The sequence below is a fragment of the Pseudomonas libanensis genome (genome assembly GCF_001439685.1).
In the GTDB taxonomy this organism is placed as follows: Bacteria; Pseudomonadota; Gammaproteobacteria; order Pseudomonadales; family Pseudomonadaceae; genus Aquipseudomonas; species Aquipseudomonas libanensis.
Genome location: NZ_JYLH01000012.1, coordinates 81,730 through 108,181 on the forward strand (window position 1 = coordinate 81,730; position 26,452 = coordinate 108,181).

The 26,452-nt window shown below is 63.9% G+C and carries 24 protein-coding genes; 10 read left to right on the plus strand and 14 right to left on the minus strand.

The genetic code is table 11. The features are described from left to right. Window positions 1-14 precede the first annotated feature (14 nt). The 3 genes from TU73_RS18790 (at window position 15) to TU73_RS18800 (ending at window position 2,853) form a co-directional block, all read left to right on the plus strand. A complete protein-coding gene (locus tag TU73_RS18790; RefSeq protein WP_057013476.1) occupies window positions 15-977 on the plus strand; it encodes a TRAP transporter substrate-binding protein in 963 nt (320 codons plus the stop codon). A gap of 65 nt (window positions 978-1,042) precedes the next feature. Next, window positions 1,043-1,570 (plus strand): TRAP transporter small permease, encoded by a 528-nt coding sequence (locus tag TU73_RS18795; protein WP_046068737.1) that lies wholly within the window; start codon window positions 1,043-1,045, stop codon window positions 1,568-1,570. 2 nt (window positions 1,571-1,572) lie between these two features. Further along, window positions 1,573-2,853 carry a TRAP transporter large permease gene (locus TU73_RS18800; protein WP_057013477.1) on the plus strand — a complete coding sequence of 427 codons (1,281 nt, stop codon included), beginning with the start codon at window positions 1,573-1,575 and terminating at the stop codon, window positions 2,851-2,853. Between the two features lie 81 nt (window positions 2,854-2,934). Here TU73_RS18800 and TU73_RS18805 read toward each other — a convergent pair whose 3' ends face one another. The 12 genes from TU73_RS18805 to pedF form a co-directional block, all read right to left on the minus strand. Then, window positions 2,935-4,086: an HlyD family secretion protein gene (locus tag TU73_RS18805; protein WP_043048736.1), complete on the minus strand. Its 1,152-nt coding sequence runs from the start codon at window positions 4,084-4,086 to the stop codon at window positions 2,935-2,937. Next, the gene (locus TU73_RS18810; RefSeq protein WP_057013478.1) at window positions 4,083-5,729 is read right to left on the minus strand and encodes an MFS transporter; all 1,647 of its coding nucleotides are present in this window, start codon (window positions 5,727-5,729) and stop codon (window positions 4,083-4,085) included. The genes TU73_RS18805 and TU73_RS18810 overlap by 4 nt, the downstream gene beginning before the upstream one ends. A gap of 278 nt (window positions 5,730-6,007) precedes the next feature. Then, window positions 6,008-7,471: a DASS family sodium-coupled anion symporter gene (locus tag TU73_RS18815; RefSeq protein WP_057013479.1), complete on the minus strand. Its 1,464-nt coding sequence runs from the start codon at window positions 7,469-7,471 to the stop codon at window positions 6,008-6,010. A gap of 77 nt (window positions 7,472-7,548) precedes the next feature. Next, complete coding sequence (locus tag TU73_RS18820; protein ID WP_057013480.1) at window positions 7,549-8,919, minus strand: ATP-binding response regulator; 1,371 nt, start codon at window positions 8,917-8,919, stop codon at window positions 7,549-7,551. Then, entirely contained in the window at window positions 8,903-10,066 is a 1,164-nt protein-coding gene (gene ercA, locus TU73_RS18825; protein WP_057013481.1) for an alcohol dehydrogenase-like regulatory protein ErcA, read from the minus strand. The genes TU73_RS18820 and ercA overlap by 17 nt, the downstream gene beginning before the upstream one ends. Window positions 10,067-10,169: 103 nt before the next feature. Continuing rightward, window positions 10,170-10,241 carry a pyrroloquinoline quinone precursor peptide PqqA gene (gene pqqA, locus TU73_RS29025; RefSeq protein WP_124086857.1) on the minus strand — a complete coding sequence of 24 codons (72 nt, stop codon included), beginning with the start codon at window positions 10,239-10,241 and terminating at the stop codon, window positions 10,170-10,172. A gap of 242 nt (window positions 10,242-10,483) precedes the next feature. Further along, window positions 10,484-12,004, minus strand: a complete 1,521-nt coding sequence (exaC, locus tag TU73_RS18830) for an acetaldehyde dehydrogenase ExaC (RefSeq protein ID WP_057013482.1) — start codon at window positions 12,002-12,004, stop codon at window positions 10,484-10,486. A gap of 121 nt (window positions 12,005-12,125) precedes the next feature. Beyond that, the gene (locus TU73_RS18835; RefSeq protein WP_057013483.1) at window positions 12,126-13,901 is read right to left on the minus strand and encodes a PQQ-dependent methanol/ethanol family dehydrogenase; all 1,776 of its coding nucleotides are present in this window, start codon (window positions 13,899-13,901) and stop codon (window positions 12,126-12,128) included. A gap of 107 nt (window positions 13,902-14,008) precedes the next feature. Beyond that, the gene (locus TU73_RS18840) at window positions 14,009-14,938 is read right to left on the minus strand and encodes a quinoprotein relay system zinc metallohydrolase 1 (protein WP_057013484.1); all 930 of its coding nucleotides are present in this window, start codon (window positions 14,936-14,938) and stop codon (window positions 14,009-14,011) included. Between the two features lie 16 nt (window positions 14,939-14,954). Continuing rightward, complete coding sequence (locus TU73_RS18845) at window positions 14,955-15,704, minus strand: quinoprotein dehydrogenase-associated SoxYZ-like carrier (protein ID WP_057013485.1); 750 nt, start codon at window positions 15,702-15,704, stop codon at window positions 14,955-14,957. A 9-nt stretch (window positions 15,705-15,713) separates the two neighbouring features. Then, window positions 15,714-16,589, minus strand: coding sequence for a substrate-binding periplasmic protein (locus TU73_RS18850; RefSeq protein WP_057013486.1), 876 nt, complete (start codon window positions 16,587-16,589; stop codon window positions 15,714-15,716). A gap of 3 nt (window positions 16,590-16,592) precedes the next feature. After that, window positions 16,593-17,054 (minus strand): cytochrome c-550 PedF, encoded by a 462-nt coding sequence (gene pedF, locus TU73_RS18855; RefSeq protein WP_057013487.1) that lies wholly within the window; start codon window positions 17,052-17,054, stop codon window positions 16,593-16,595. A gap of 255 nt (window positions 17,055-17,309) precedes the next feature. Here pedF and exaA point away from each other — a divergent pair, with 255 nt between their 5' ends. Both exaA and TU73_RS18865 read left to right on the plus strand, forming a co-directional pair. Further along, entirely contained in the window at window positions 17,310-19,214 is a 1,905-nt protein-coding gene (gene exaA / locus TU73_RS18860) for a quinoprotein ethanol dehydrogenase (RefSeq protein ID WP_057013488.1), read from the plus strand. A 164-nt stretch (window positions 19,215-19,378) separates the two neighbouring features. Beyond that, a complete protein-coding gene (locus tag TU73_RS18865; protein WP_057013489.1) occupies window positions 19,379-20,020 on the plus strand; it encodes a pentapeptide repeat-containing protein in 642 nt (213 codons plus the stop codon). 44 nt (window positions 20,021-20,064) lie between these two features. Here the strand turns inward: TU73_RS18865 and TU73_RS18870 are convergent, their stop codons facing one another. Next, the gene (locus TU73_RS18870; protein WP_057013490.1) at window positions 20,065-20,691 is read right to left on the minus strand and encodes a response regulator transcription factor; all 627 of its coding nucleotides are present in this window, start codon (window positions 20,689-20,691) and stop codon (window positions 20,065-20,067) included. Beyond that, entirely contained in the window at window positions 20,688-21,950 is a 1,263-nt protein-coding gene (locus tag TU73_RS18875) for a HAMP domain-containing sensor histidine kinase (RefSeq protein WP_057013594.1), read from the minus strand. Before TU73_RS18875 ends, TU73_RS18870 begins: the two co-directional genes overlap by 4 nt. 167 nt (window positions 21,951-22,117) lie before the next feature. On the opposite strand from TU73_RS18875, the gene TU73_RS18880 reads away from it, so the two are divergent. The 5 genes from TU73_RS18880 (at window position 22,118) to TU73_RS18900 (ending at window position 26,450) form a co-directional block, all read left to right on the plus strand. Further along, a complete protein-coding gene (locus tag TU73_RS18880) occupies window positions 22,118-23,290 on the plus strand; it encodes an ABC transporter substrate-binding protein (RefSeq protein WP_057013491.1) in 1,173 nt (390 codons plus the stop codon). 28 nt (window positions 23,291-23,318) lie between these two features. Continuing rightward, the gene (locus TU73_RS18885) at window positions 23,319-24,278 is read left to right on the plus strand and encodes a YVTN family beta-propeller repeat protein (protein WP_057013492.1); all 960 of its coding nucleotides are present in this window, start codon (window positions 23,319-23,321) and stop codon (window positions 24,276-24,278) included. Further along, window positions 24,275-25,015: an ABC transporter ATP-binding protein gene (locus TU73_RS18890; RefSeq protein ID WP_057013493.1), complete on the plus strand. Its 741-nt coding sequence runs from the start codon at window positions 24,275-24,277 to the stop codon at window positions 25,013-25,015. The genes TU73_RS18885 and TU73_RS18890 overlap by 4 nt, the downstream gene beginning before the upstream one ends. Continuing rightward, entirely contained in the window at window positions 25,012-25,803 is a 792-nt protein-coding gene (locus tag TU73_RS18895; protein WP_057013494.1) for an ABC transporter permease, read from the plus strand. Before TU73_RS18890 ends, TU73_RS18895 begins: the two co-directional genes overlap by 4 nt. A gap of 107 nt (window positions 25,804-25,910) precedes the next feature. Then, window positions 25,911-26,450: a PQQ-dependent catabolism-associated CXXCW motif protein gene (locus TU73_RS18900; protein ID WP_057013495.1), complete on the plus strand. Its 540-nt coding sequence runs from the start codon at window positions 25,911-25,913 to the stop codon at window positions 26,448-26,450. Window positions 26,451-26,452: the final 2 nt, after the last annotated feature.

The window sequence follows — 26,452 nt, forward strand, 5'->3', positions numbered from 1 at the left end:
AGGAGTGACACCCCATGGACTTCAAACGCACCTTGCTCGCCGCCGCACTCATCACCCTCAGCAGCGCCGCCCACGCGCTGGAAATCAAGTTTGCCGACATCCACCCCGCCGGCTACCCCACCGTGGTCGCCGAAGAAAACATGGGCAAGGCCCTTACCAAAGCGAGCAACGGCGAACTGACCTTCAAGTACTTCCCCGGCGGTGTGCTCGGCTCCGAGAAAGAGGTGGTCGAACAGGCCCAGGTCGGCGCAGTGCAGATGACCCGCGTCAGCCTCGGCATCGTCGGCCCGGTGGTGCCGGATGTGAACGTGTTCAACCTGCCGTTCGTGTTCCGCGACCAGGCGCATATGCGCAAGGTCATCGATGGCGAGATCGGCGACGAAATCCTCGCCAAGATCACCGACTCCGAGTTCGGCCTGGTGGCCCTGGCCTGGATGGATGGAGGCACGCGCAACCTCTACACCAAGAAGCCGGTGCGCAAGATCGAAGACCTCAAGGGTATGAAGATCCGCGTGCAAGGCAACCCGCTGTTTATCGATGCCTTCAACGCCATGGGCGCCAACGGCATCGCCATGGACACCGGCGAAATCTTCAGCGCCTTGCAGACCGGGGTCATCGACGGTGCGGAAAACAACCCGCCGACCTTGCTGGAACATAACCACTACCAGAACGCCAAGTACTACACCCTTACCGAGCACCTGATTCTGCCCGAGCCTATCGTGATGTCGAAAATCACCTGGAACAAGCTCACGCCCGCGCAGCAGGACATGGTCAAGCAAGCCGCCAAGGCCGCCCAGGCCGACGAGCGCGTGCTGTGGGACGCCAAGTCCGCCAGCAGCGAAGAGAAACTCAAGAAGGCCGGCGTGGAGTTTATCAGCGTCGACAAAAAGCCCTTCTATGATGCCACCGCCCAGGTGCGCGCCAAGTACGGCGCACCGTATGCAGACATGATCAAGCGCATCGACGCCGTTCAATAACCTCCCTGCTCCCTGCATAAGGCCCGGCGCGGTCGTTATCGACGCGCCCGGTCACGGTGAACGCCATGAAGAATTTACTGCTGCGCATCAACGACCGTATCTACATGACCTGCATCTGGGTTGCCGGCCTCTCGGTCCTGGGGGTTGCGCTGATCATTCCTTGGGGCATCTTCGCCCGCTACGTCCTCGGCACCGGTTCCAGCTGGCCGGAGCCCACCGCCATCCTGCTGATGCTGGTGTTCACCTTTATCGGCGCCGCCGCCAGTTACCGCGCCGGCGCGCATATGTCGGTGGCAATGGTCACCGACCGCCTGCCCCCCGCTCAACGCCGCATCGTCGGTATTTTCTCGCAACTGTTGATGGGCACCATCTGCCTGTTCATGACTCTCTGGGGCACCAAGCTGTGCCTGTCGACCTGGAACCAGTTCATGAGCGCGATCCCCACCCTGCGCGTGGGCATCACCTACATGCCGATCCCCATTGGCGGCCTGCTGACCCTGATCTTTGTGGTGGAAAAACTCCTGCTCGGGGACCAGAGCAACCGGCGCGTCGTGCGCTTTGACCTGGTGGAAGAAAGCGAAGGGGCTGCCTGACTATGGACGCATTGATTCTGTTGGGCAGCTTTATCGCCCTGATCCTGATTGGCATGCCGGTGGCCTACGCCCTCGGGCTGTCGGCGCTGATCGGCGCGTGGTGGATCGACATTCCCTTCCAGGCCTTGATGATCCAGGTGGCGGGCGGGGTGAACAAGTTTTCGCTGATGGCGATACCGTTCTTCGTGCTGGCCGGTGCGATCATGGCCGAGGGCGGCATGTCGCGGCGCCTGGTGGCGTTTGCCGGGGTGCTGGTGGGCTTTGTGCGTGGCGGCCTGTCCTTGGTCAACATCATGGCCTCGACGTTTTTCGGCGCGATTTCCGGCTCGTCGGTGGCCGATACCGCCTCGGTCGGTTCGGTGCTGATCCCGGAAATGGAACGCCGTGGCTACCCGCGGGAGTTCGCCACGGCGGTGACCGTCAGCGGCTCGGTGCAGGCACTGCTGACCCCGCCCAGCCACAACTCGGTGCTCTACTCCCTGGCGGCGGGCGGCACGGTGTCGATCGCCTCATTGTTCATGGCCGGCGTGGTGCCGGGCCTTTTAATGAGCGCGTGCCTGATGGTGCTGTGCCTGATCTTCGCAAAAAAGCGCAACTACCCCAAAGGCGAAGTCATCCCGCTCAAGCAGGCGCTGAAAATCTGCGCCGATGCGCTCTGGGGCCTGATGGCCATGGTGATCATCCTTGGCGGCATCTTGTCGGGCATCTTTACCGCCACCGAGTCCGCGGCCATCGCGGTGCTGTGGGCGTTCTTCGTGACCATGTTCATCTACCGCGACTACAAGTGGAACGAGCTGCCCAAGCTGATGCACCGCACGGTGCGCACCATTTCCATCGTGATGATCCTCATCGCCTTCGCCGCCAGCTTCGGCTACATCATGACCCTGATGCAGATCCCGGCGAAGATCACCACGTTGTTCCTGACCCTGTCGGACAACCGCTACGTGATCCTGATGTGCATCAACGTCATGCTGCTGTTGCTCGGCACGGTGATGGACATGGCGCCGCTGATCCTGATCCTCACGCCGATCCTGTTGCCGGTGGTACTCGGTATCGGTGTCGACCCGGTGCACTTCGGCATGATCATGCTGGTCAACCTCGGTATCGGCTTGATCACGCCTCCGGTGGGCGCGGTATTGTTCGTCGGCGCGGCGGTGGGCAAGGTCAGCATCGAGAAGACCGTGACCGCGCTGCTGCCGTTCTATGCGGTGCTGTTTCTGGTGCTGATGGCCGTCACCTACATCCCGGCGTTGTCGTTGTGGTTGCCGAGCGTGGTGCTGTAAACCGACCTTTAGATCCCCGCGGATCAAAAATGTGGGAGGGGGCAAGCCCCCTCCCACATTTTGCTCTGCACTGCGTCAGTGTCAGGGTGGGCTATTTTTCAGGCGCCCGGCAGTATCGATACTCACCACCACCGACAGCCCCGGCCGCAACCGCTCACTCTCGGCCTGATCCGGGTCCACGGTAATCCTGACTGGCACACGCTGGGCGATCTTGACGAAGTTGCCGGTGGCGTTGTCGGCCTGCAACAGGCTGAACTCGGACCCGGTTGCCGGTGAGATGTGCTGCACCGTGCCATGGAATTTGCGGTGGTTCAGCGCGTCCACGGTGAAGGTCACCGGCTGGCCCACCTGCACATTGTCCATCTGGGTTTCTTTCATATTGGCGATCACCCACAGTTGCTTGGGCACCAGGGCCATCAATTGCGCGCCGGAATTGACGTAGGCGCCCAGGCGCACGCCGATCTGCCCGAGCTGGCCGTCGCGCGGGGCGGTGATGCGGGTGTTGGACAAATCGATCCGTGCCAGTTCCACCGCCGCCTCGGCACTCGCCACTGCCGCTTCCAGGGAGCCGCGGTTGACGATGACGGTCTGCAGGTCCTGGCGGGCAATTTCCAGGCTGGCCTGGGCCTGGGCCACGGCGGCGATGGTCTGGGCATTGGCGGCGCGGGTCACGTCCAGCTCGCGCTTGGACACAGAGCCGTCGCTGATCAGCTCTTCATTGCGGCGTAGATCCGCCGTGCTCTTGCGCGCCTGGGCCTGGCTGTCCACCAACGCGGCCTGGCGCAGCTTGATGGTCGCTTCGGCGCTGTTGCGTTGCTGCACCACATTGGCCAGCGACGCCTTTTGCACCGCCAGTTGCGCCAGCGCCTGGTCAAGGCGCTGCTTGTAAATCCGGTCGTCCAGGCGCACCAGCAGGTCGCCGGCCTTCACATACTGGAAATCCTGCACCGGCACTTCGAACACATAGCCGCTGAGCTGCGGGCCGATAATCGTCACCTGCCCGCGCACCAGGGCATTCTCGGTGGTCTCCACCGCGCTGCTGAACGGTGGCAGTTGCCAGGCGTACAACACGATCAGCACACCGATGATGGCGATGGCGGCAAAGCCCAGGGACGAGACGATACGCACCCGCAGGGAACGCGGCTCGGTCACCGTGGCGCCGGGGGGCGTGGTGCCTTCGGGGGTCGCGGCAATGGCGTTGGTGGTCGTGGTGGTAGAAGTCGGTTCGGTCATGAAGAAGCGCCGCTGGGTTGAACGGGAGGGGTTGCTGCCTTGGTGGTGCTCATCAGCCACAGGCTGCGGGTAAAGATCCAGAGCATGGTCAGGATCGCGATAATCGCGATCAGCATGAAGACATCGTTGTAGGCCATTACGTTCGCCTCACGGGTGGCCGCCGTGGCCAGGCTGCGGATGCCCATGAGGTTGCGCAACTCCGGGTCGGCGACGATCCCGCCATAGGCCGAACCGCCGCTCTGCACCCGCGCCGCCACACGCGGGTCGATCAGGCTCAGGTGCTCGACGATCATGCTCGAGTGATATTTCTCGCGCACGATCTGGAAAGTGCCGAGCAAGGCCGCGCCGATCAGGCCGCCGAGGTTCTGGCAAATCCCGAACATCACCGAGAAACTCACCAGGTTGCGTGGGTTGGTCAGCACGTTTTTGGTGCCCAGCACCATGGTCGGCCCGAGGAAGAACGTGCCGCCAAAGCCTAGCAGGAACTGGCTGATGTAGAGGTTTTGCGGGCGGGTCAGGTTACTGGAGAAACTGTCCATCACCGAGCCTGTGGCCATCAGCGCCAGGGAAATCACCAGGGGCATCAGCAGGTGCGCCGGGTTGATCGTCAACGCGCTGACCACCAGCCCGGCGATCGCGCCGGCCAGCATCACCACATACAGGGTATGCATCTGCTGGTAGCTCATGTTGAGCATCTGCATGAACCCCACCGCACCGGTGGATTGCTCGGACAGCACCATGCGAATCAGCACCACCGCCAAGGCCAGGCGAATCATCGCGCCGCTGCCCAGCCAGCGCGTCATCAGCATCGGGTTGCTGCGATTATGCTCGATGGCCAGACCCGTCATGATCAGCATCAGGGAACAGGCCGAGGCCACGCCGATCCAGGGTGCTTCCAGCCACCAGTCGATACGCCCCAACGACAGCACCGCGCAGAGCAAAGCCACGCCGCTGGCGAGGATGGCGAAGGTGAGGAAGTCGAGTTTTTCAAAGGTCTTGAAGCGGTCGCCAGGCGGCAGCTTGAGCAGGAACACACAGCCCAGGCAGATCAAGGCCAGGCCCAATTCGAACAGGTATAACCCGCGCCATTCGGCAATCTGCAGCAAGTCTTCGGAAAACAACCGCGCCAACGGTAACGCAAGCTGCGCGGTGCCCAGGCCGAGCACCAAGGCTTTCAAGCGCCACTTGGCCGGGAAGGCCTGGATCATGTAGTACAAGCCCAACGAACTCAGCGCCGCGCCGACCATGCCATGGGCGGCGCGCACGGCGATGGCCGAGTTGAGGTCGTTGACAAACAAATGCCCGAAGGTCACCAGCGCATAGAGCACCAGGAACACCTCGGTAAACGCACGCAGGCCGAACTGCTGGCGAAATTTCACAAGCAGCAGGTTCATGCACACGTTGGTCATCACATAGGCGGCGGGCAGCCAGGCCATTTCCGCCGTGGTCGCGCCGAGGGCGCCTTGCAGGTATTGCAGGTTGGCGATGACCAGGGCGTTACCGAGGCCGCCGGTAATGGCGACCAGCACACCCACCAGTGCGAACAGCCAGCGCTTGTGCGTGGGGTGCAACGGTGTCGACGGCGAACCCGGCAGGCTCGGGCGCTCGTGGGGTTCCCAGGTGTGGGGGGTGTATTTGTCCATTCGATGACCTGGATGAGCCGACGGGGTGCGTCGCCGGGGGCTTTATTCAGGGAGTAGTAAACCTGAATGGAGTTCATCTTGTCATGTTGGGGGGGGAATTGAGATCAAAAGCCAGAGCCAGGGCCAGAGCAGACTGAGGCCTATCTGATGGATGGAGATCAAAACTGTGGGAGGGGGCTTGCTCCCGATAGCGGTGTGACAGTAACAGATGTAGTCCCTCATCGGGAGCAAGCCCCCTCCCACACTGGATATCATCGGTATCTAAAGCGCATTCCAAATCAGATCCAACCCAGCCAACTCCAATAAGTCGCCGCAAACACCAGCATCAACCCGTACCCAATCAGCGTCACCAGGATGCCCACCTTGGCAAACTGCCGCGCCGTGAACGTCCCCGTGCCCAGGCACACCATATTCTGCGGCGCGTTGATCGGCAGGATAAACCCGTAGCTCATCACAAACCCCAACAGCATGGTCATCCCCAACCGGCTGAAATCCCCCGGCAAGGTCTGCAGCACCGCAATCAATATCGGCAGCAACGCCGAGGTCAATGCCGTGGCGCTGGCGAACCCCAGGTGAATCACGATCAAGAACGCCCCCAGGATCGCAAACACCCCCAACGGCCCCACCTGATCCAGCCCCGTGTGGGCCACCACCGTAGAACCCAGCCACTGCCCGGCCTGGGTGGTCAGCAGCGCCGTGCCCAGGCTGATGCCCACGCCGAACACAATCACCGTGCCCCAGGGAATCCGCGACTGCACGTCCTTCCAGGTCATCACGCCAATGCCCGGCAGCAGCAGGAACACCAACCCGGCGTAGGTGGTCGAGGTGGTGTCGAAACTGTGCAGGCGCCCTTCCGTGGCCCAGGCCAGCAGCAGCAACACCGACACGCTCAACAGGCGCTTCTGCGGGCCGGTCATGGGGCCGATGTCGACCAGCGATTGCGCCACCGCCTCCTTGCCGCCGGGGATGCTGTCGGTTTCCGGGGGCAGCAACTTGAGCACCAGAAACAGCAACACCGCCGACATGATCAGCGCCCACGGCGCACCGGCGATCAGCCAGTCGATCCACGACACGCGCTGGCCGAGCATTTTGTCCATGAAGCCCACGGTCAGCAGGTTCTGCGCCGCGGCGGTCTGGATGCCGACGTTCCAGATGCTGGTGCCCTGGGCCACCACGATCATGATCCCGGCGGCGATGTTGGAGCGTTTGTCGACGCCGAACGCGGCGATCACGCCCATCATGATCGGCACCACACAAGCGCTGCGCGCGGTGGCGCTGGGCACCACCAGGCTGAGCAAAATAGTCACCGCAATCGCCCCCAGCAGGATGCGCCGGGTGCTGGTGCCGACGCGGCTCAGGGTGACCAGGGCGATGCGCCGGTCCAGGCCGGTGTGGGTCATGGCGGCAGCGATAAACAGCGCGCCCGCCACCAGCGCCAGCGCCGGATTGGAAAACCCGGTGAGGGCCATGCTGATGGCCGGGCTGGTGCCGATCAGGTGCGTGGGGTCCTGCATCGACGGCGCGGTGCCAAGCAAAAACGCCATGAGCGAGGTGATCATGATCGCGCTGGCTTCATAGGACACCGCTTCGGTGATCCACACCACCACCGCAAACGCGAGGATCGCCAGCATCCGCTGCCCCGCCACCGGCAAATCGGCGGGCAGCGGCAACAGCAGCACCCCGGTCATGATCAGCACGGCGACCAGCAGGCCCAGGGGTAATTTGAAGAATGCCGCGCTCATGGGGTGCTCCAAGGCTCTAGATCAGGCCTTGAGCATGAGGCAAAGCGCCGCGCCGCGTGTTGACAGGTGTCAATGGGCTAGCCCAATAACTGGCTCAACACCGCCCGCAATTTCCCGGGCTTGACCGGTTTGTTCAACAGCGGCGCATCCAGCCGGCGCAGTGCACGACGGCACTGGTCGGTGCGGTCGGCGGTGATGATCACCGCCGGGATTTTCTGCGCGAAATGCTCGCGCAACTGCCGCACGACCTGGCAGCCCAGCATTCCGTGGTCCAGGTGATAGTCCGCCAGGATCAGCTCCGGCGCCCTGCCCTGCAACGCCAGCAGCGCGCCGGCCTGGTCGGTGGCGGTGACCACCTCGCAGCCCCACTGGCCGAGCAAGGCACGCATGCTCTCGAGGATGCTGACTTCGTTGTCGATCACCAGCAAGCGCCGGCCCGGCAGCGGGTTACCCGTGGTCGGTTGCACCGGCAGTTGGCCGATCGCCGCTGGCATCTCGGCGCTCAGCGGCACTTCGATGCTGAACATCGAGCCACGCCCCGGCCAGGAGCGCACCGCAATCGGGTAGCCGAGCACCTCGGCGATACGCTCGACAATCGCCAGGCCCAGCCCCACACCCTTGCGGTCGGAAGCCCGGCCCACATCCAGCTGGTTGAACTCCAGAAAGATCGCCTCCAGCCGGTCGGCCGCAATGCCGCGCCCGGTGTCCCACACTTCCAGGCGCAGGCAGTCACCCCGGCGGCGTGCGCCGAGCAGGATGCAGCCTTCCTCGGTGTAGCGGCTGGCGTTGCTGAGGAAGTTACGCAGGATCCGCGTGAGCAGGCGCAGGTCGGTACGCACTGCGTAGTGCCCCATGCGCACGCGCAGGTTGAGGCCGGCGGCCTGGGCCACCGATTGAAATTCAGAGACCAGCGGCGCAAACACCTCTTCCAGCCGATACAGGGCGACGTCCGGCTTGACCGCCGCCTGGTCCAGCCGCGAGATATCCAGCAAGTCGGTGAGCAGGTCTTCCGCGCCCTCCAGGGCCTGGTGGGTGCGCTCCACCAGCACCTGCTCGACGCTGGGCAAGCTGCGCTCACGCAACGTGGCGATCAACAAGCGCGCCGCGTTCAGCGGTTGCAGCAGGTCATGGCTGGCGGCGGCGAGGTATTTGTCCTTGCTGCGGTTGGCGGCCTGGGCCGCATCGCGGGCGTCGCGCAGGGCTTGCTCGACCTGCTCGCGCTGGGCGATCTGCTGTTGCAGCTTACGGTTGGCTTCCAGCAGCTCGTCGGTGCGCGCGGCCACGCGCTGCTCCAGTTCGTCGTTCAGCCGGATGTAGCGGTTGCGCTCGGCTTCCAGCTCATCCAGCCGTGCCGTCAGCTCCGGGTAGTGACTCTTGCGTGCCGACTGGTCGCCCAGCCCCAGCAGCCCGGCCAGGGCGCGTTGCTGGTCGTCAGAGCGCTTCGCCATACACAACCTCGACGTCACGCTGGCTGGACTCACGGGGGTTGGTGAGGATGCACGGGTCGTCCATCGCATGCGCGGACAGGAACGGAATATCCGCCACACGCACCCCATGCAGGCCGAGGGTTTCGTGGAAGCCGATGGCATGTTTCAGCGCGATCAGGTGCTCCACCAGCCGCCCACGGATCTGCCGATGGTTGAGGCCCCGGCAGTCGATGCCGAAGGTCTCGGCAATCACCTTGAAGCGCTCCGGCGCCGAGTTGTAGTTGAACGCCACCACATGCTCCACCAGCACCGCGTTGCACAGCCCGTGGGGCAGATCGAGAAAGCCGCCGAGGCTGTGGGACATGGCGTGCACCGCGCCGAGGATCGCATTGGAAAACGCCAGGCCCGCCTGCATGCTGCCGAGCATGATTTTTTCGCGCAGGGCGATGTCGCCGGGGTTGGCGATCATCTGCACCAGGTTGCCGTTGATCAGGCGCATGGCTTCCAGCGCATGGGGGTCGGTCAATGGGCCATGGCCGGTGGACACGAACGCCTCGATGGCATGCACCAGCGCGTCGATGCCGGTACAGGCCGACAGGAACGGCTCCATGCTGGCCGTGGTTTCCGGGTCGATCAACGACACGTCCGGCACCACCGCCTTGCTGACGATGGAGAACTTCATGCGTTCCTGCTGGTTGGAAATGATCACGAACTGCGACACATCCGCCGAGGTGCCGGCGGTGGTGGGGATCAGGATCAGCGGCGGGCTGGGCACGCGGATGGTGTCCACCCCTTCGAATTCAAGGATGCTGCGCCCATGGGCCACCACAATGCCGATGGCCTTGCCGCAGTCCATGGGGCTGCCGCCGCCGATGGCCACGATCACGTCGCAGTGGTTTTCGCGGTACACCTCGGCACCGAGCATCACTTCTTCGACGCGGGGGTTGGGCGACACGGCGCTGTACAGGCAGTAGTCGATGCCGATGGCCTGCAGGCTGGCTTCCACATCCGCCACCCAGCCGGCGGCGATCACGCCGGGGTCGCTGACCACCAGCACCTTGCGCGCACCGAAGGTCTTGGCGTAATTGCCCACGTTATGCCGGCAGCCGGCGCCGAAGATGATTTCAGGCGAGACGAATTTACGCAGAAGACTCAGATTGGGGCTCATTGGAAAGCCTGTTTTTATTATTTTGGAAGATGCGCTCCACACTAACCGATCCGGCTGCGAATGCAATCAGACCAAAGAGGCATCCTCCGTGCAGTGCCCGCGATCAGCGGTTGGCGAAGTACATGGTGACTTCGAAGCCGATACGCAGGTCAGTGTAGGTCGGTTTAGTCCACATGGGGGGTAGTCCTCTTGTTGTGCCGGAGGGTTCCGGTACAGGCATTAATGCATGGGAGGATGGGGAGGCGAATGCTACTTTCGAAGGAGTGAGAGCACTGCATTAGTCGCGAATGTACATAGAGCAAAATGTGGGAGGGGGCTTGCTCTCGATAGCGGTGTCTCAATAACAGATGAGCTGACTGACACACTGCTATCGGGAGCAAGCCCCCTCCCACAGGGGACCGCATTGCAATCAGGGGATCAGAAGAACCCCAACGGGTTGATGTCGTAGCTCACCAGCAGGTTCTTGGTCTGCTGATAGTGATCGAGCATCATTTTGTGGTTCTCACGCCCCACTCCCGATTTTTTGTACCCGCCAAACGCCGCATGCGCCGGGTACAGGTGGTAGCAGTTGGTCCACACACGCCCGGCCTTGATCGCCCGGCCCATGCGGTAGGCGCGGTTGATGTCGCGGGTCCACAGGCCGGCACCCAGGCCGAACTCGCTGTCGTTGGCAATCGCCAGGGCCTCGGCTTCGTCCTTGAAGGTGGTGATGCCCACCACCGGGCCGAAGATTTCTTCCTGGAACACGCGCATCTTGTTGTGGCCCTTGAGCAGGGTCGGCTGGATGTAGTAACCGCTGGACAGGTCGCCCTCCAGGCGCTCGGCCGCGCCGCCGGTGAGCAGCTCGGCGCCCTCTTCCTGGGCGATCTTGAGGTAGGAAAGGATCTTGTCGTATTGCTGCTCGGACGCCTGGGCGCCGACCATGGTCTCGGTGTCCAGCGGGTTGCCGCGCTTGATCTTGACGATCTTCTTCATCACCACTTTCATGAAGTCGTCGTAGATAGACTCCTGCACCAGCGCCCGCGACGGGCAGGTGCACACTTCGCCCTGGTTGAAGAACGCCAGCACCAGGCCTTCAGCCGCCTTTTCGATGAATTGCGGCTCGGCCTGCATGATGTCTTCGAAGAAGATGTTCGGCGACTTGCCGCCCAGTTCCACGGTAGAGGGAATGAGGTTCTCGGCGGCCGCATGCATGATGTGCGCGCCGATGGGAGTGGAGCCGGTAAACGCGATCTTGGCGATGCGCTTGCTGGTGGCCAGCGCCTCCCCGGCTTCGCGACCAAAGCCCTGGACGATATTCAGCACGCCCGGTGGCAGCAGGTCATTGATCAGCTCGGCAAATACCATGATCGACAGCGGCGTCTGCTCGGCCGGCTTGAGCACGATGCAGTTACCGGCAGCGAGGGCCGGGGCGAGTTTCCAGGCGGCCATCAGCAGCGGGAAGTTCCACGGGATGATCTGCCCGACCACGCCCAACGGCTCATGGAAGTGATAGGCGGCGGTCAGTTCGTTGATCTCGGCGGCGCCGCCTTCCTGGGCGCGGATGCAGCCGGCAAAGTAGCGGAAGTGGTCGGCGGCCAGCGGCACGTCGGCGTTAAGGGTTTCGCGCACGGCCTTGCCGTTGTCCCAGCTTTCGGTCACGGCCAGCACTTCGAGGTGCTGTTCAATACGGTCGGCAATTTTCAGCAGTACCAGGGAACGGTCCTGGGGCGAAGTCTTGCCCCAGGCTTCGGCGGCGGCGTGCGCGGCGTCGAGGGCCTTGTCGATGTCGGCGGCGTTGGAGCGCGGGAATTCTGCGATCACTTCACCGGTGACCGGCGAGGTGTTGGTGAAGTACTCACCGCTGAGCGGGGCAACGAATTCACCACCGATGTAGTTACCGTAGCGCGGTTTGAAGGTGACGATAGCGCCAGGGGTGCCAGGTTGTGCGTAGATCATGTTGAAGCCTCTGTCTGGGTCCGGGCCTGTCGGTCAACAGGCGATGACCCGATAGTAAAGAGCCCCCGCTGCCGGGCGAATGCGCCGTTGGCAGGGGGGTGATTGTCATTTGGTCGTAGAGTCAGTGCCTGGCGACCAGTTCTTTGGGCAATTTGAAAGTCCAGAGCATGCCGCCCTGGTTGAAGTCCTTGATGCGCTTGGCCACCTCGCCGCCCCACAACGGCACCGCGCCGCCCCAGCCCGAAAGCACCGACACGTACTGTTCGCCGTCCATTTCCCAGGTCACGGGCGAGCCGAGCACGCCGGAACCGGTCTGGAATTCCCAGACCTTCTCGCCGGTTTTGGCGTTGAACGCCTGCAGGAAGCCTTCCGGCGTGCCGGTGAACACCAGGTTGCCCTTGGTGGTCAGCACCCCGCCCCACAGCGGCGCGAAGTTCTTGTGGCGCCAGACTTCCTTGCCGGTCTTGGGGTCGATGGCACGCAGCACGCCGATGTAGTCTTCGTTCAGTGGCTTGATGGTGAAGCCCGCGCCCAGGAACGCCGCGCCTTTCTTGTAGGCGATGCCTTCGTTCCAGATGTCCATGCCCCACTCGTTGGACGGCACATAGAACAGCCCGGTGTCGCGGTTGTAGGCCATCGGCATCCAGTTTTTCGCACCGAGGAACGCCGGCGCGACGAACACCGAAGTGCCCTTGGTTTCACTGCCCGGCGCGCCGGGGCGGCTAGCTTCGTTGTAGATCGGCCGGCCGTCCTTGTCCAAACCGGTGGCCCAGGTGATCTTGTCGACAAACGGGAAGCCACGGATGAACTTGCCGTTGGTGCGGTCGAGCACATAGAAAAAACCGTTGCGGTCGGCGGTCGCCGCCGCTTTGATTTCCTTGCCGCCTTCGGTGTAGTTGAACGAGACCAGCTCGTTCACGCCGTCATAGTCCCAACCGTCGTGGGGCGTGCTCTGGAAGTGCCACTTGATGGTGCCGTCGTCCGGGTTCAGCGCCAGGCGCGAAGACGAATAAAGGTTGTCGCCAGGACGCAGGTGCGAGTTCCACGGAGCCGGGTTGCCGGTGCCGAACAGCAACAGGTTGGTTTCCGGGTCGTAGTAGCCGCCCAGCCAGGGGGCTGCGCCGCCGGTCTTCCACAGGTCGCCGGGCCAGGTCTTGCCCGCCTCGCCACCGGAGATACCATTTTCCACGGCCTTGCCGTCCTTGTAGACGTAGCCCATATGGCCTTCGACGGTCGGACGGCTCCACAACAGGTCGCCGTTTTTCGGGTCGTAGGCTTCGATCTTGCCCACCACACCGAACTCGCCCCCGGCCACGCCAGTGATCAGCTTGCCGTTGATCACCAGCGGCGCGGCGCTGATCGAGTAGCCTTCCTTGTGGTCGGCGACTTTCTTGCTCCACACCACTTTGCCGGTGTCTTTGTTCAGGGCCACCAGCTTGGCGTCGAGGGTGCCGAAGAACACCAGGTCGCCATACAGCGCCACACCACGGTTGATCACGTCACAGCAGGGGCGGATGTCATCGGGCAGACGCGCATCGTACTGCCACAGCTTTTTGCCGGTGCGCGCGTCCACCGCAAACACCCGCGAGTAGGAACCGGTGAGGTACATCACCCCGTCCTTGACCATGGGCTGCGCCTGCTGGCCGCGCTGTTTCTCGCCGCCAAACGAAAACGCCCAGACCGGGCGCAGGTCCTTGACGTTGTCCACGTTCAGGCTGTCGAGCGGGCTATAGCGCTGGCCCTGCACGCCCAGGCCGTTGGTGACGATCTGCCCGGGATTTTTCGGGTCCTGGAGGATGTCCTGGTCGGTCACGGCCGCCATGGCCTGGCCGGACAACAGGATGGCACCGAGCAACACACTCAAGGCGAAGGGTTGGCGACGTGCGGGTTGGGTCATGACGGCTACCTCTGCGGTTTTTTGTTATACCCGGGAAATTTTCCCGGTCTGGTGCAGATTCTTGGGCGCAGGGGCCATTGTCACAATTGACCGCAGTATCGAGATTGCTAGTTCCTTAGTAGCGGATGCATCTGTTCGCGCTCGTAACGCGGGTACAGGTGGCTGACGCTGCGGATCAGCTCGTAGCGGCTCAGGCTGATCGCGGCGAAGCGTTCGGGGATGGGGCTGCGAATCAGCTCGGCCATGTCGTTGCCCTGGGCGGCACCGTCGCGCAGCAGTTGGTCGAGCCAGGTGAGGTAGTCGCGCATCTGCATCAAGGGCTGCGCATCGCTGGCCACCGGGCCATGGCCGGGCACGATCAGCGTCCAGGGCAAGGCTTGCAGGGTGTCGAGGTCGGCCAGCCACGCCGCCAGCCCCGGGCTGTTGGGGGTGGTGAGGGCGCGCTGGTAGAACACCAGGTCGCCGGCAAACAATACGCCGGTGCGCTGGTCGAGAATCGCCAGGTCGGCACCGGTATGACCGGTGAGCGCGAGCAGGCGCAGGTCGTGGCCGCCCACGCTGAGTACGCCGGGCGCCAGCACCTGGGTGGGCAACACCACTTCGGTGCCGCGCATCCAGTCGCCGACCATGCGGTAAAGGTTCTGCGCCATGCTGTCGCCCTGCTCGTGCAGCAGGCGCGTGGTGTCGGCCAGCGCGCCAATGGGAACATCCTTGAAGGCCTGGTTGCCCAGCGCATGGTCGGGGTGATGATGGGTGATCAGCACCTGGACCACCGGTTTGGCGGTCACCCTGGCGATGGCCTGGCGCAGGGCTTCGCCGTAGCGCCGCGACGGGCCGGTGTCGATCACCACCACGCCGGCCTCGGTGACGATAAAGGCGGTGTTGACGATATTGCCGCCGTTGGCCTTGGCGAAGTTGTCGGTGCTGCCTTCGAGCAGCCAGGTGTCGTCGGCGATCAACCGGGGTTGCAGGGCGTAGTCGAGATCTGCCAGGGCGGGCAGGCTCAGGCCCAGGCACAACAAGAGAATCCAGCGCATGCCGCGCTCCTTCTGGTCAGGGGATGGCCGCGTCGAACTGGTTGCCATTGTTGTCGCGCAGCACCAGGCGGGTGGGCCCCGGCGCGTCGGTGTCGAAGGTCAGGTTGGGGTTTTCGCTGACCGCCGGGAACAGCTCCAGCTCGGCCAGCACCTGATCGTCCTGGCCACGCAGTTGCGCATGGTTGATAAAAAATTCCGGGATGCCGCTGACCATGCCGTTGTCCATCGGGTGCGCCACCTGCACGCGCACGCGGCTGAACTCGCCACGCGGGTAACGCCCGCCGAGCACTTCGCCGATATGCTCCTCCCACCCCGGCTGGGTACGCACCACGCTGGGCGCGGTGCAGCCACCACCGGCGGCGTCGATCAGGGTCGAGCCCACATGCCACAGCCCATCGTCGGTGAGTACCGCCGCGCGCAACGGCGTGGCCTGTTCGATACGAATCCGCAGCGACAGCCACGGCAGCACACCAGCCTTGGGCTGAAACTCGACAATCTTCGGCAGCGGGTTGAGCTCGGCCCAGGCGAGGATTTTCACCACCTGTCCTTTGAACGCACGGGCGTCGATTTCCAGCGGCACCTGGCGCGCGTCTTCGGCGAACGGCGGCGCCAGCAGCTTGACCCGCTCGTCGAACACAAACGGCGCATCCGCCAGGAACTGCTTGTGGTAGAACGCCCACATCACCGACGGCACCGGATCGACCTGTGCGGCGTGAGCCGCCAGCGGCAGCCAGCAAGCCAGAATGCAGCTCAGTCGCCAGTTCATCGCCTGCTCCTATTGGTACATCTCGGGCACTTCGTACTGCAGGCCGTAATGGGCATAGATGGCTTGCACCGCACCGTCGCGGATCAGGCCTTCCAGCGCCTCCTCCACCGCATAGGCCAACTGGCGATTGCTCTCGTGCACCGCCATGCCGATTTCCCAGCGCTGCTTGCCCATGTTGGGGTAAGCGTTTTGCGCCAGGGCCAGTTGCGGGTCATGGGCCTCGTGCACCTGCCAGTCGATTTCACCGCGCATGGCCATCACCGCGTCGACCTCGCCGGCCTTCATCGCCGCAAAGGCCTGGGGCACGCCGGGGTAGTGACGGGTCTTGCCGGCGAGCATGCCGTTGAACACCGAGGTGAGGTAGAACGACGGCACGCTGTCGACTTCGACGCCAATCGGATGCTGCTCGAACACCGCCACGCTGGCGACCTTGTCCAGGCGCCGGCGGTCGTAGGCCACCTGCCATTGTTCGTTCTGGTACGGCCCGAACATCACCACATGGCCGTTTTCCAGCTCGCCCTGGTCGTTGCGTTTTTGCGCGTAGGCGTGGTCGTAGGGCGCACGCAGCATCAGGTCGGCCAATTGCTGGTTGTGCAACGGGCTGCCGCGCCAGATGTAGTCGCGCAGGTCGTCGTCGAGTTTCTCGCCGGCCGGCGCCCAGATCAGCGTCAGTTGCACGCCGAGCGCCTTGGCCAGGGCCTGGGCCAGTTCCACGTCGACACCCCGTGGGGTGCTGCCGTCCTGGAAGCTGTAGGGGGCGAAGTCCTTGTACACCGCCACCTTGATCTCGCCGGCGGCGATCATCTGGTCGTAGCTGCGCACCTGCGCCTGTGCCGTCTGGCAACACAGCAGGGCCAGGCCAAGCACATACGCGAACAGGCGCATGGCTTACTCCTCGACGCGCACGGAGTCCAGGTAGGTACGCACCGCCCACAAGGCTTCCTGGCTCAGGTAGTCGGCCATTTTCGGCATGTACACCCGGCCGTCGCGCACCGCGCCATGGCGCACGCGCTCGACAAACCATTCATCACCGGCCTCGCCCGCATCGAGCATGCGCAGGTCCGGGGCGATACCGCCGGACTTGGCTTCCAGGCCGTGGCAGGCGGCGCAGTTCTGGTTGTAGGCGGACGAGCCGATTTCCAGCGCCTTGTCATGTTCCGGCGAGGTGCGGTACGGGTTCGCCGCCGCCCAGCCGTCGGCGTCCACCGGTACACCGGCGTCCTTGATCGAAGTCAGACCCTTGGTCTCCACCGCTTGCGGAACGACGTTGCCATGGGCCCAGGCGGAGCCGGCACCGATCACACCGACCAACAGCCCGGCGACGAGCAAGGCATTGTGTTTTGTTGTCATTATTTTTGCCCTCAGGATTGCACGCAAAACCTCATTGCAGAGGTTATGGCAACCATCTTAGAAACCCCGGGGCATGGGCCGTATGCTGCTTTGGTGGCCGCCCTCTCCTTCCTTGGTAGTAGGGCTTGTGGGGCACGCCTAAAACAGCGGCGGTCCGGGAAGTCTTCCCGGCCACAGCGGGACTTTTTCCGTATCCGCCCACTGCCCCGGCGCTCCACCCTGTGCAGGCCAAAACCTCCACTGGGAACTGCAACCATGACAATAAGATCGCTACCCGCCCGCTCACCGTTGAGCCTTGCCGTGCAGGCCTTCCTGCTGGTCGGCAGCCTGTCCCTGAGTGCAACCGGCTTCGCCGCCGCCGAGCCTGCCCCTTCTATTCAAAAGCCGACGCACAACGTCACTTGGGAAGACATCGCCAACGATCACCTGACGACCAAGGACGTGCTGCAATACGGCATGGGCACCAACGCCCAGCGCTGGAGCCCGCTGGCCCAGGTCAACGACAAGAACGTGTTCAAGCTCACGCCGGCCTGGTCCTACTCGTTCGGCGACGAGAAGCAGCGCGGCCAGGAATCCCAGGCCATCGTCAACGACGGCGTGGTCTATGTCACCGGTTCCTACTCCCGCGTGTTTGCCCTCGACGCCAAAACCGGCAAGCGCCTGTGGACCTACAACCACCGCCTGCCCGACAACATTCGTCCATGCTGCGATGTGGTCAACCGTGGCGCGGCGATCTTCGGCGACAAGATCTACTTCGGCACCCTCGACGCGCGCCTGATCGCCCTCGACAAAAACACCGGCAAAGTGGTGTGGAACAAGAAATTCGGCGACCACGCCGCCGGCTACACCCTGACTGGCGCCCCGGTGCTGATCAAAGACAAGGTCAGCGGCAAGGTGCTGCTGATCCACGGCAGTTCCGGCGATGAGTTCGGCGTGGTCGGCCAGTTGTATGCGCGCGACCCGGACACCGGCGAAGAAGTGTGGATGCGCCCGTTCGTGGAAGGCCATATGGGCCGCCTGAACGGCAAGGACAGCACGCCGACCGGCGACGTGAAAGCACCGTCGTGGCCGGACGACCCCACCACCGAAACCGGCAAGGTCGAGGCCTGGAGCCATGGCGGCGGCGCGCCCTGGCAGAGCGCGAGCTTCGATGCCGAGACCAACACTATTATCGTCGGCGCCGGCAACCCCGGCCCGTGGAACACCTGGGCACGCACGTCCAAGGACGGCAACCCCCACGACTTCGACAGCCTCTACACCTCGGGCCAGGTTGGCGTCGACCCCAGCACTGGCGAAGTGAAATGGTTCTACCAGCACACCCCGAACGATGCCTGGGACTTCTCCGGCAACAACGAGCTGGTGCTGTTCGACTACAAGGGCAAGGACGGCAACGTGGTCAAGGCCACCGGCCACGCCGACCGCAACGGTTTTTTCTATGTGGTCGACCGCAACAACGGCAAGCTGCAGAACGCCTTCCCGTTCGTCGACAACATCACCTGGGCCAGCCATATCGACCTGAAGACCGGCCGCCCGGTGGAAAACGAAGGCCAGCGCCCGGCCAAGCCGTTGCCGGGTGAAACCAAGGGCAAGCCGGTGGAAGTCTCGCCGCCGTTCCTGGGGGGCAAGAACTGGAACCCCATGGCCTACAGCCAGGACACCGGGCTGTTCTACATCCCGGGCAACCAGTGGAAAGAGGAATACTGGACCGAAGAGGTCAACTACAAGAAGGGTTCGGCGTACCTGGGCATGGGCTTTCGCATCAAGCGCATGTATGACGACCACGTCGGCACCTTGCGGGCGATGAACCCGACCACCGGCAAAGTGGTGTGGGAGCACAAGGAAGCCTTGCCGCTGTGGGCCGGCGTACTGGCCACCAAGGGCAACCTGGTGTTCACCGGCACCGGCGATGGTTTCTTCAAGGCCTTCGACGCGAAAACCGGCAAAGAACTGTGGAAGTTCCAGACCGGCAGCGGCATCGTCTCGCCGCCGATCACCTGGGAACAGGATGGCGAGCAGTATGTCGGCGTGACCGTGGGCTATGGCGGCGCGGTACCGCTGTGGGGTGGCGACATGGCCGAGCTGACCAAGCCGGTGGCGCAAGGCGGGTCGTTCTGGGTGTTCAAGATTCCGAGTTGGGATCAGAAAACCGTCCAAAAATAGCCCTGGATCATGCGGAGCGGCTTTTGTGGCGAGGGAGCTTGCTCCCGCTGGGCTGCGAAGCGGCCCCGCTTTTCTCCAGCACCACCGTGCAGTCAGGTTTCACGACTGCTGCGCAGCCGAGCGGGAGCAAGCTCCCTCGCCACTGGTATCACAGAGATCTCACGATGAACTACCTGCCCTTGTTACTCCTGCTCTCCCTCCCCCTGGCCCACGCTGACGACGACGCCCCGCTGGTGATCAACGGCTGCACCCTTGCCGAACACAGCCAGTGCCCCGGCGCCAACCTCAAGGGCGCCGACCTGCGCAACCAGAACCTCGGCAAAATGAACCTGGCCGGCGCCGACCTGCGCGGTGCTGACCTGCGCCACGCCAACCTCGACCTGGCCAACCTGGAAAAAGCCCAGCTGCAAGGCGCCAACCTCACCCGCGCCAGCCTGCAACAAAGCAACCTGCGCCTGGCCGACTTCACCGGCGCCACGCTGATGGCGATCCAGGGCTGGGGCCTGTTTGCCCAGGGCGCGCAGTTTGAAAATGCCAACCTCAGCGCGGCGTACCTGCAATTTGCGCGGTTGTCGGGGGCGAAGATGCACAAGGCCAACCTGCGGGCGGCGGATCTGGAAATGACGTGGTTGAGCAAGGCGGATTTGCAAGGGGCCGACCTGAGCGATGCGAATTTGCAGGAGGCCAAATTCGGTGAGAGCAACCTGGAAAACGCGACGCTCACCGGCAGTCGCCAGCACTATGCAAACTTTCAGGACGCCAATATGGAAGGCTGCACGGACTGCCCCACCACCTGGGACCGCTGAAACAACGCCATTCAAATGTGGGAGGGGGCTTGCACTGGCCCCGCTTATCCAGCCACCCGCACCACCCCCATATCAATCCCCAAATGCACCAACTCAGCATGTGAACTCACCCGCAACTTGCTCTTGAGCAAGGTCAGGTGGTTGGACACGGTCTTGCTGCTGATATTCAGCCGCTCGGCAATCGCTCGGGTCGGCGTGCCCCTGGCCAGCATCAGGAAGATCTCCAGCTCGCGCGGGGTCATGCCCTGCAAACGTTGATCGCTGGGGGTGTAGGCCAGTTCGGTGGCCAGGGCCTGTTCGATATAGGCGTGGCCATCAAGGATGCGCCGCACCGCTTCGATCAACACCTCGGGCGCCGAGCTTTTGGTCAGGTAGCCCGAGGCCCCCACCTCCAGGGCCTGGCGCACCAGCGGCAACTCGTCGTGCATGCTGAAAAACAGCACGCGCAACTGCGGCAGGCGCTGGCGCAGACGGCGGGTGGTTTCCAGGCCGCTGATGCCGGGCAGGCCGAAGTCCATGATCACCAGGTTCGGCACCGCTTCCTGCACCCGGCTCAAGGCCTCTTCGCCACTGGCCGCCTCGCGCACCTCGATGGCCGGCAGCAGCGCGCGCAACAGGCTGGCATAGCCCTGGCGCACCACCGCATGATCGTCCACCAACAGAATATTCATATGGCCTCCAACGGCATGTTCAACACCAGTGCCCAACCGGCGCCGGGGTGGCTGAGGATCTTCAGTTCGCCGCCCAGGCAGCGCGCGCGTTCGGCCATGGAATACAGGCCCACGCCGGGGCGCTGGGGCGTCTGCGCGCCGCGCCCGTTGTCGCGTACCCACAGGCGCAGGCGCGAACCGCGATGCTGCAGGCGCACATGCACCTGGCTGGCGTCGGCATGGCGCAGGATGTTGGTCAGGGCTTCCTGGAGCAGGCGGTAGAGATGGGTCTTGTTGGCACCCGACAACGCCGGCAAATCAGCACTGACCTGCAAGTGGCACGGGATGCCATGGCTGGCCTGCCACTGCCTCACCAGCATGGCGAACGCCTCGGCCATCGGCAGGTGTTGCAGGGCCACGGGGTAGAGGTCGTGGACCAACGCGCGAAAACCCTGCTGCAAGTGCTCACAGTGTTCCTCCAGCAGCCCTACCGTGCGCGTAAGCACCTGGGGCTGATCGGCCACCAGGCGCAACAGGCACGCCTGGGCGCGGATACCCGCCAGGTACTGGCCAAGGTCGTCGTGCAGGGTCTGGGCCAGGTGGGTGCGCTCCTGTTCCTGCACCGCCAGCAAGGTCTGGGTGAGCTGGGTGTTGTCGGTGCGCGCCTGCTCCAGGGCGTCGGTCATGCGGTTGAAGTGCAGCGCCAGTTGCCGCGCTTCCGGCGAGCCATGCGTGTGCAGGCGCACAGTGAGCTGGCCGGCGCACACCTGTTGCAGGGCGCGCAGCAGTTCATCCAGCACGCCCATGCCACGGCGCACCGCCCAGCGGATGGTCAACAGGCTCAGCGCCAGCGCCAGGGCGCACAGGGCCAGCAGTTGTTGCAGGGAATCCCAGACCTCGTCGATTTCATCCCGTGGGTCGACCGCGATGGAGACGCGCCGACCATCCGGCAAGCCCAGCACCTGGGCCGTGCGCCGCGCCTCGGCGAACAATAGGCGCCCGAGCCAGGCATCCAGGCCCTCCGACGCCGGCGCCTGCACGCTCTCGCCAGGCTTGAGCCAGTGCACGCGCACATGGCGCAGGCTGGCCGTGAGCTTGGGTTGCAGGCTGGCAGGGTCGCGCTCGGCGGTTTCGCTCAGGTAATGCACCACCGCTTCGGCCGATTGCAATTCGCGCTCCACGTCCGCCAGGGCCTGGTGCAACAACAGCGCGGTGCAGGCGCAGGTCACCAGCGCGAAGAAGCCGCACACCCACAGGTTGATCCGCCACAAGGCCGACAAGACGCGCATGCTGGTGTCACTCCTGTGAATAGGCCCTGGGTGCTCCATGCTAAAACCGCACCGCTTTCTCGGGGTTACTACCTTGGTACTGGCCCGGCGGTACTTTCTGCATATTTGCAGCGACCCTAAGGCTTCCTATGCTGGCGCTACCTGTCATGGAGTGCCTTATGCGCCAGCTCGCCCCTTACGCCGTGGTCTGCCTGCTGGCGATCGCCTGGGCCACCAGCGGCCAGGCTGCCGACACGCCGTTGCAAGTGCAGATCGGCTACCTGGGCTATCGACCTGACCCGGGGCCACTGCTGTCCAACGTGATTGCCGAACCCGCCGATGCCGGGCAACGCGGCGCCGAACTGGCGATCATCGACAGCAACAGCACCGGCGCTTTTCTCAACCAGCGCTACAGCCTGGCCACCGCCACCGTGGACACGGCCGACGCGCTGCTCACCGCCGCCAAGGTCCAGCATGACCAGGGCCTGCGCCTGTTCGTGGTCAACGCCCCCGCCGCCAGCCTGCGCCAACTCAGCGCCGCGTTGCCCGACAGCCTGTTGTTCAACGCCGGCAGCCCCGACGACAGCCTGCGCAGCACCGACTGCCTGGGTAACGTGCTGCATACCTTGCCCAGCCGCGCGATGCTTGCCGACGCCCTGGCGCAGTTCCTGGTGCTGCGCAAATGGCAGAAGGCGCTGCTGATCGTCGGCCCCACCGACGATGACCAGGCCTACGCCGCCGCCCTGCGTCGTGCCGCCAAACGCTTCGGCGTGCAACTGGTGGCGGAAAAAGCCTGGCGTTTCGATAACGACCAACGCCGCAGCGCCCAGGCGGATATGCCGCTGTTCACCCAGACCGCCGAATACGACGTGGTGCTGGTGGCCGACGAGCGCGGTGACTTCGGCGAGTACGTGCCCTATCAGACCTGGTACCCGCGCCCCGTCGCCGGCACCCAGGGCTTGACGCCCACCGGCTGGCACAAAACCGTCGAGACCTACGGCGCGGCCCAATTGCAAAAACGCTTCGAAGCCCTCGCCGGGCGCTGGATGAACGACCGCGACTTCGCCGCCTGGATGGCCGTGCGCAGCGTCGCCAGTGCGGTGAGCCGGTTGCGCCAGGCAGGCCCGATGGCGATCCGCCAACTGGCGATCAGCGAACACCTGCCGCTGGACGGTTTCAAGGGCCGCAAGCTCAGCTACCGCTCCTGGAACGGCGAACTGCGCCAACCGATTCCCCTCGTGCAACCACGCGCACTGGTCAGCACCTCGCCCCAGGACGGTTTCCTGCACCCCACCAATGAAATGGACAGCCTGGGCTATGACAAGCCCGAGGTGACTTGTCGCTTTCCCTGATCGCCCCCACAATAATAAGGAATCCGCCATGCGCCGCACCCTGCTCTCATGCGCCCTGCTGCTTGCCGCCGGGCACGCCGTGGCCAGCACCGCCTGGGTCTCCAACGAGAAAGACAACAGCCTGAGCCTGATCGACCTGCAGACCCTGCAAGTCACCGAGACCCTCAAGGTCGGCCAGCGCCCACGGGGCCTGCTGCTGTCCCATGACAACAAGCTGCTGTACATCTGCGCCAGCGACTCGGACCGTGTACAGGTGATGGACGTGGTCACGCGCAAGATCGTCAAGGAACTGCCCTCCGGCAAAGACCCCGAGCAGTTTGCCCTGCACCCCAACAACCGCTGGCTGTATGTGTCCAACGAAGACGATGCGCTGGTCACGGTGATCGACACCGAGACCGCCAAGGTGCTCGGCCAGATCAACGTCGGCGTCGAGCCCGAAGGCATGGCGGTGAGCCCGGACGGCAAGTGGGCGGTGAACACCAGCGAAACCACCAACATGCTGCACTGGATCGACACCAGCACCCAGACCCTGGCCGACAGCACTCTGGTGGACCAGCGCCCGCGGTTTGTCGAGTTCAATCACGATGGCTCGCAGCTGTGGGCCTCGGCGGAAATCGGCGGCACCGTGACCATTCTCGACGTGGCCAGCCGCGCGGTCCTCAAGACCCTGACCTTCACCATCAAGGGCGTGCACCCGGACAAGGTGCAGCCGGTGGGCATCAAGCTCAGCGCCGATGGCAAATACGGTTTTGTCGCCCTCGGCCCGGCCAACCATGTGGCGGTGATCGACGCCAGGACGTTCGAGATCCTCGATTACCTGCTGGTGGGCCGCCGCGTGTGGCAGATGGCGTTCACCCCGGACCAGAAGCAACTGCTGGCCACCAACGGCGTGAGCGGTGATGTGTCGGTGATCGATGTGGACAGCCTCAAGGTGATCAAGTCGGTGAAAGTCGGGCGCTACCCCTGGGGTGTGGTGGTGACGCCATGAGCGCCCTGGAAGTACGCGCGCTGAGTTTCGCCTACGGCCCGCGCGAGGCCTTGAGCGCAGTAAGTTTCAGCCTGGCAGCGGGACAATTTGCAGCATTGCTGGGGCCCAATGGCGCCGGCAAATCGACGTTGATTGCCTTGCTGACCCGCCTGTATGACCTGCAAACCGGCGACATCCGCGTGGGCGGGTATTCCCTGCGCGAGGCGCCGCGTGCCGCCCTCACCCAACTGGGCGTGGTGTTCCAGCAAAGCACCCTGGACCTGGACTTGAGCGTGGAGCAGAACCTGCGTTACCACGCCGCGCTGCATGGCTTGTCGCGGCGCCGGACCGACGCACGGGTCGAGGCCGAACTGGCGCGCCAGGCCCTCACCGAGCGCCGCCGCGAAAAGGTTCGCGCACTCAACGGCGGGCACCGGCGGCGTGTGGAGATTGCCCGTGCGTTGCTGCATGAGCCGCGCGTGCTGTTGCTCGACGAGGCCAGCGTCGGCCTCGACCCCGCCAGCCGCCTGGCCTTGAACCAACATGTGCGCAGCCTGTGCGCCGAACACGGCATCAGCGTGCTATGGACCACCCACCTGCTCGATGAGGTGCAGGCCGACGATGCATTGATGATTCTGCATCAGGGCCGTTTGGTGGCCAGCGGGCAAGTCGCTGTGCTCACCCAGCAACAGGGCGGCGACCTCGGCAGCCTGTTCGCCCGGCTGACCCGCCCCACCACCACCGGGGCGGCGGCATGAACGCTTATTGGCAATGCCTGCGCGGCATCGTGCTGCGCGAGTGGCTGCGCTTTGTGTTGCAGCGCACGCGGTTTCTCAGCGCCCTGGTGCGCCCGCTGTTGTGGCTGGTGGTGTTTGCCGCCGGGTTCCGCGCCGCGCTGGGCATCTCGGTGATCGAGCCCTACGACACCTACATCCCCTACGAGGTCTACATCATCCCCGGCCTGGCTTGCATGATCCTGCTGTTCAACGGCATGCAAGGCTCGCTGTCGATGGTTTACGACCGCGAGATGGGCAGCATGCGCGTGCTGTTGACCAGCCCGTTGCCGCGCACGTTTTTGCTGTGCAGCAAACTCTTGGCCACCGCGTTGATTTCGCTGTTGCAGGTGTACGGCTTCCTGGCGATTGCCTGGGTGTATGGCGTGCAACCACCGGCCATGGGGCTGTTGCTCGCCCTGCCCGCGTTGCTGCTGGTGGCGTTGATGCTCAGTGCCCTGGGCTTGTTGCTGTCGAATGCGATTCGCCAATTGGAGAACTTCGCCGGGGTGATGAATTTCGTGATCTTCCCGCTGTTTTTCCTGTCCTCGGCGCTGTACCCGCTGTGGAAGATGCGCGACTCCAGCGAGTGGCTGTACTGGTTGTGCGCGATCAACCCGTTTACCCACGCCGTGGAACTGGTGCGTTTTGCCCTGTATGAACGCTTCGCCGGGCCGGCACTGGCGGTGTGCCTGGGGCTTACCGCGCTGTTCGCGCTATTGGCGGTGCTGACCTTCAACCCCCAGCACGCGGCGCTGCGCAAAAAGGGTTGATGGCGGCAAAACTACTACTTTAGTACGGGTTCTGCTGTCTATCGTCGCATTCCCAAGGCAGCGGGACTCACGTGTAATGGCGGCATAACGATAAGGATTACACCGTCATGCTGCCTTCCCGACTGCCCCTGTTGGCGTTGCTGTGCCTGCTCGGCATCAACGCCCAGGCCGACACCCCGCTGTTTTCCGCCGAGGGCTATCGCATTGGCCTGTACCGCAGCCCCACGCCCGACCACCTGCCGGGCGTCACGATTATCGACACCGCTGCCCTGCAAACCCTGCTCAAGCAAACACCGGCACCGGTGCTGATCGACGTGTACCGCCGCCAGTGGCTGCAAGGACGCTTCATCGAAGACCAGCCCCACGCCAACCTGCCCGGCAGCCATTGGCTGGCCAACACCGGCGACGGCGACCTCACGCCCGAGTGGCAGGGCTACTTCGTGCGCCACCTGTACAGGTTCACCGGCGGCGACCTCGCACGCCCGCTGGTGTTCTACTGCCGCGCCGATTGCTGGCTGAGTTGGAACGCGGTAAAACGTGCCGCCAACCTGGGCTATACCTCTGTGTATTGGTATCGCGATGGGTTGGACGCGTGGGAAGCGGAAAAACTGCCGGTGACGGCTGCGACACCCGAACCTTTTCAATAAAA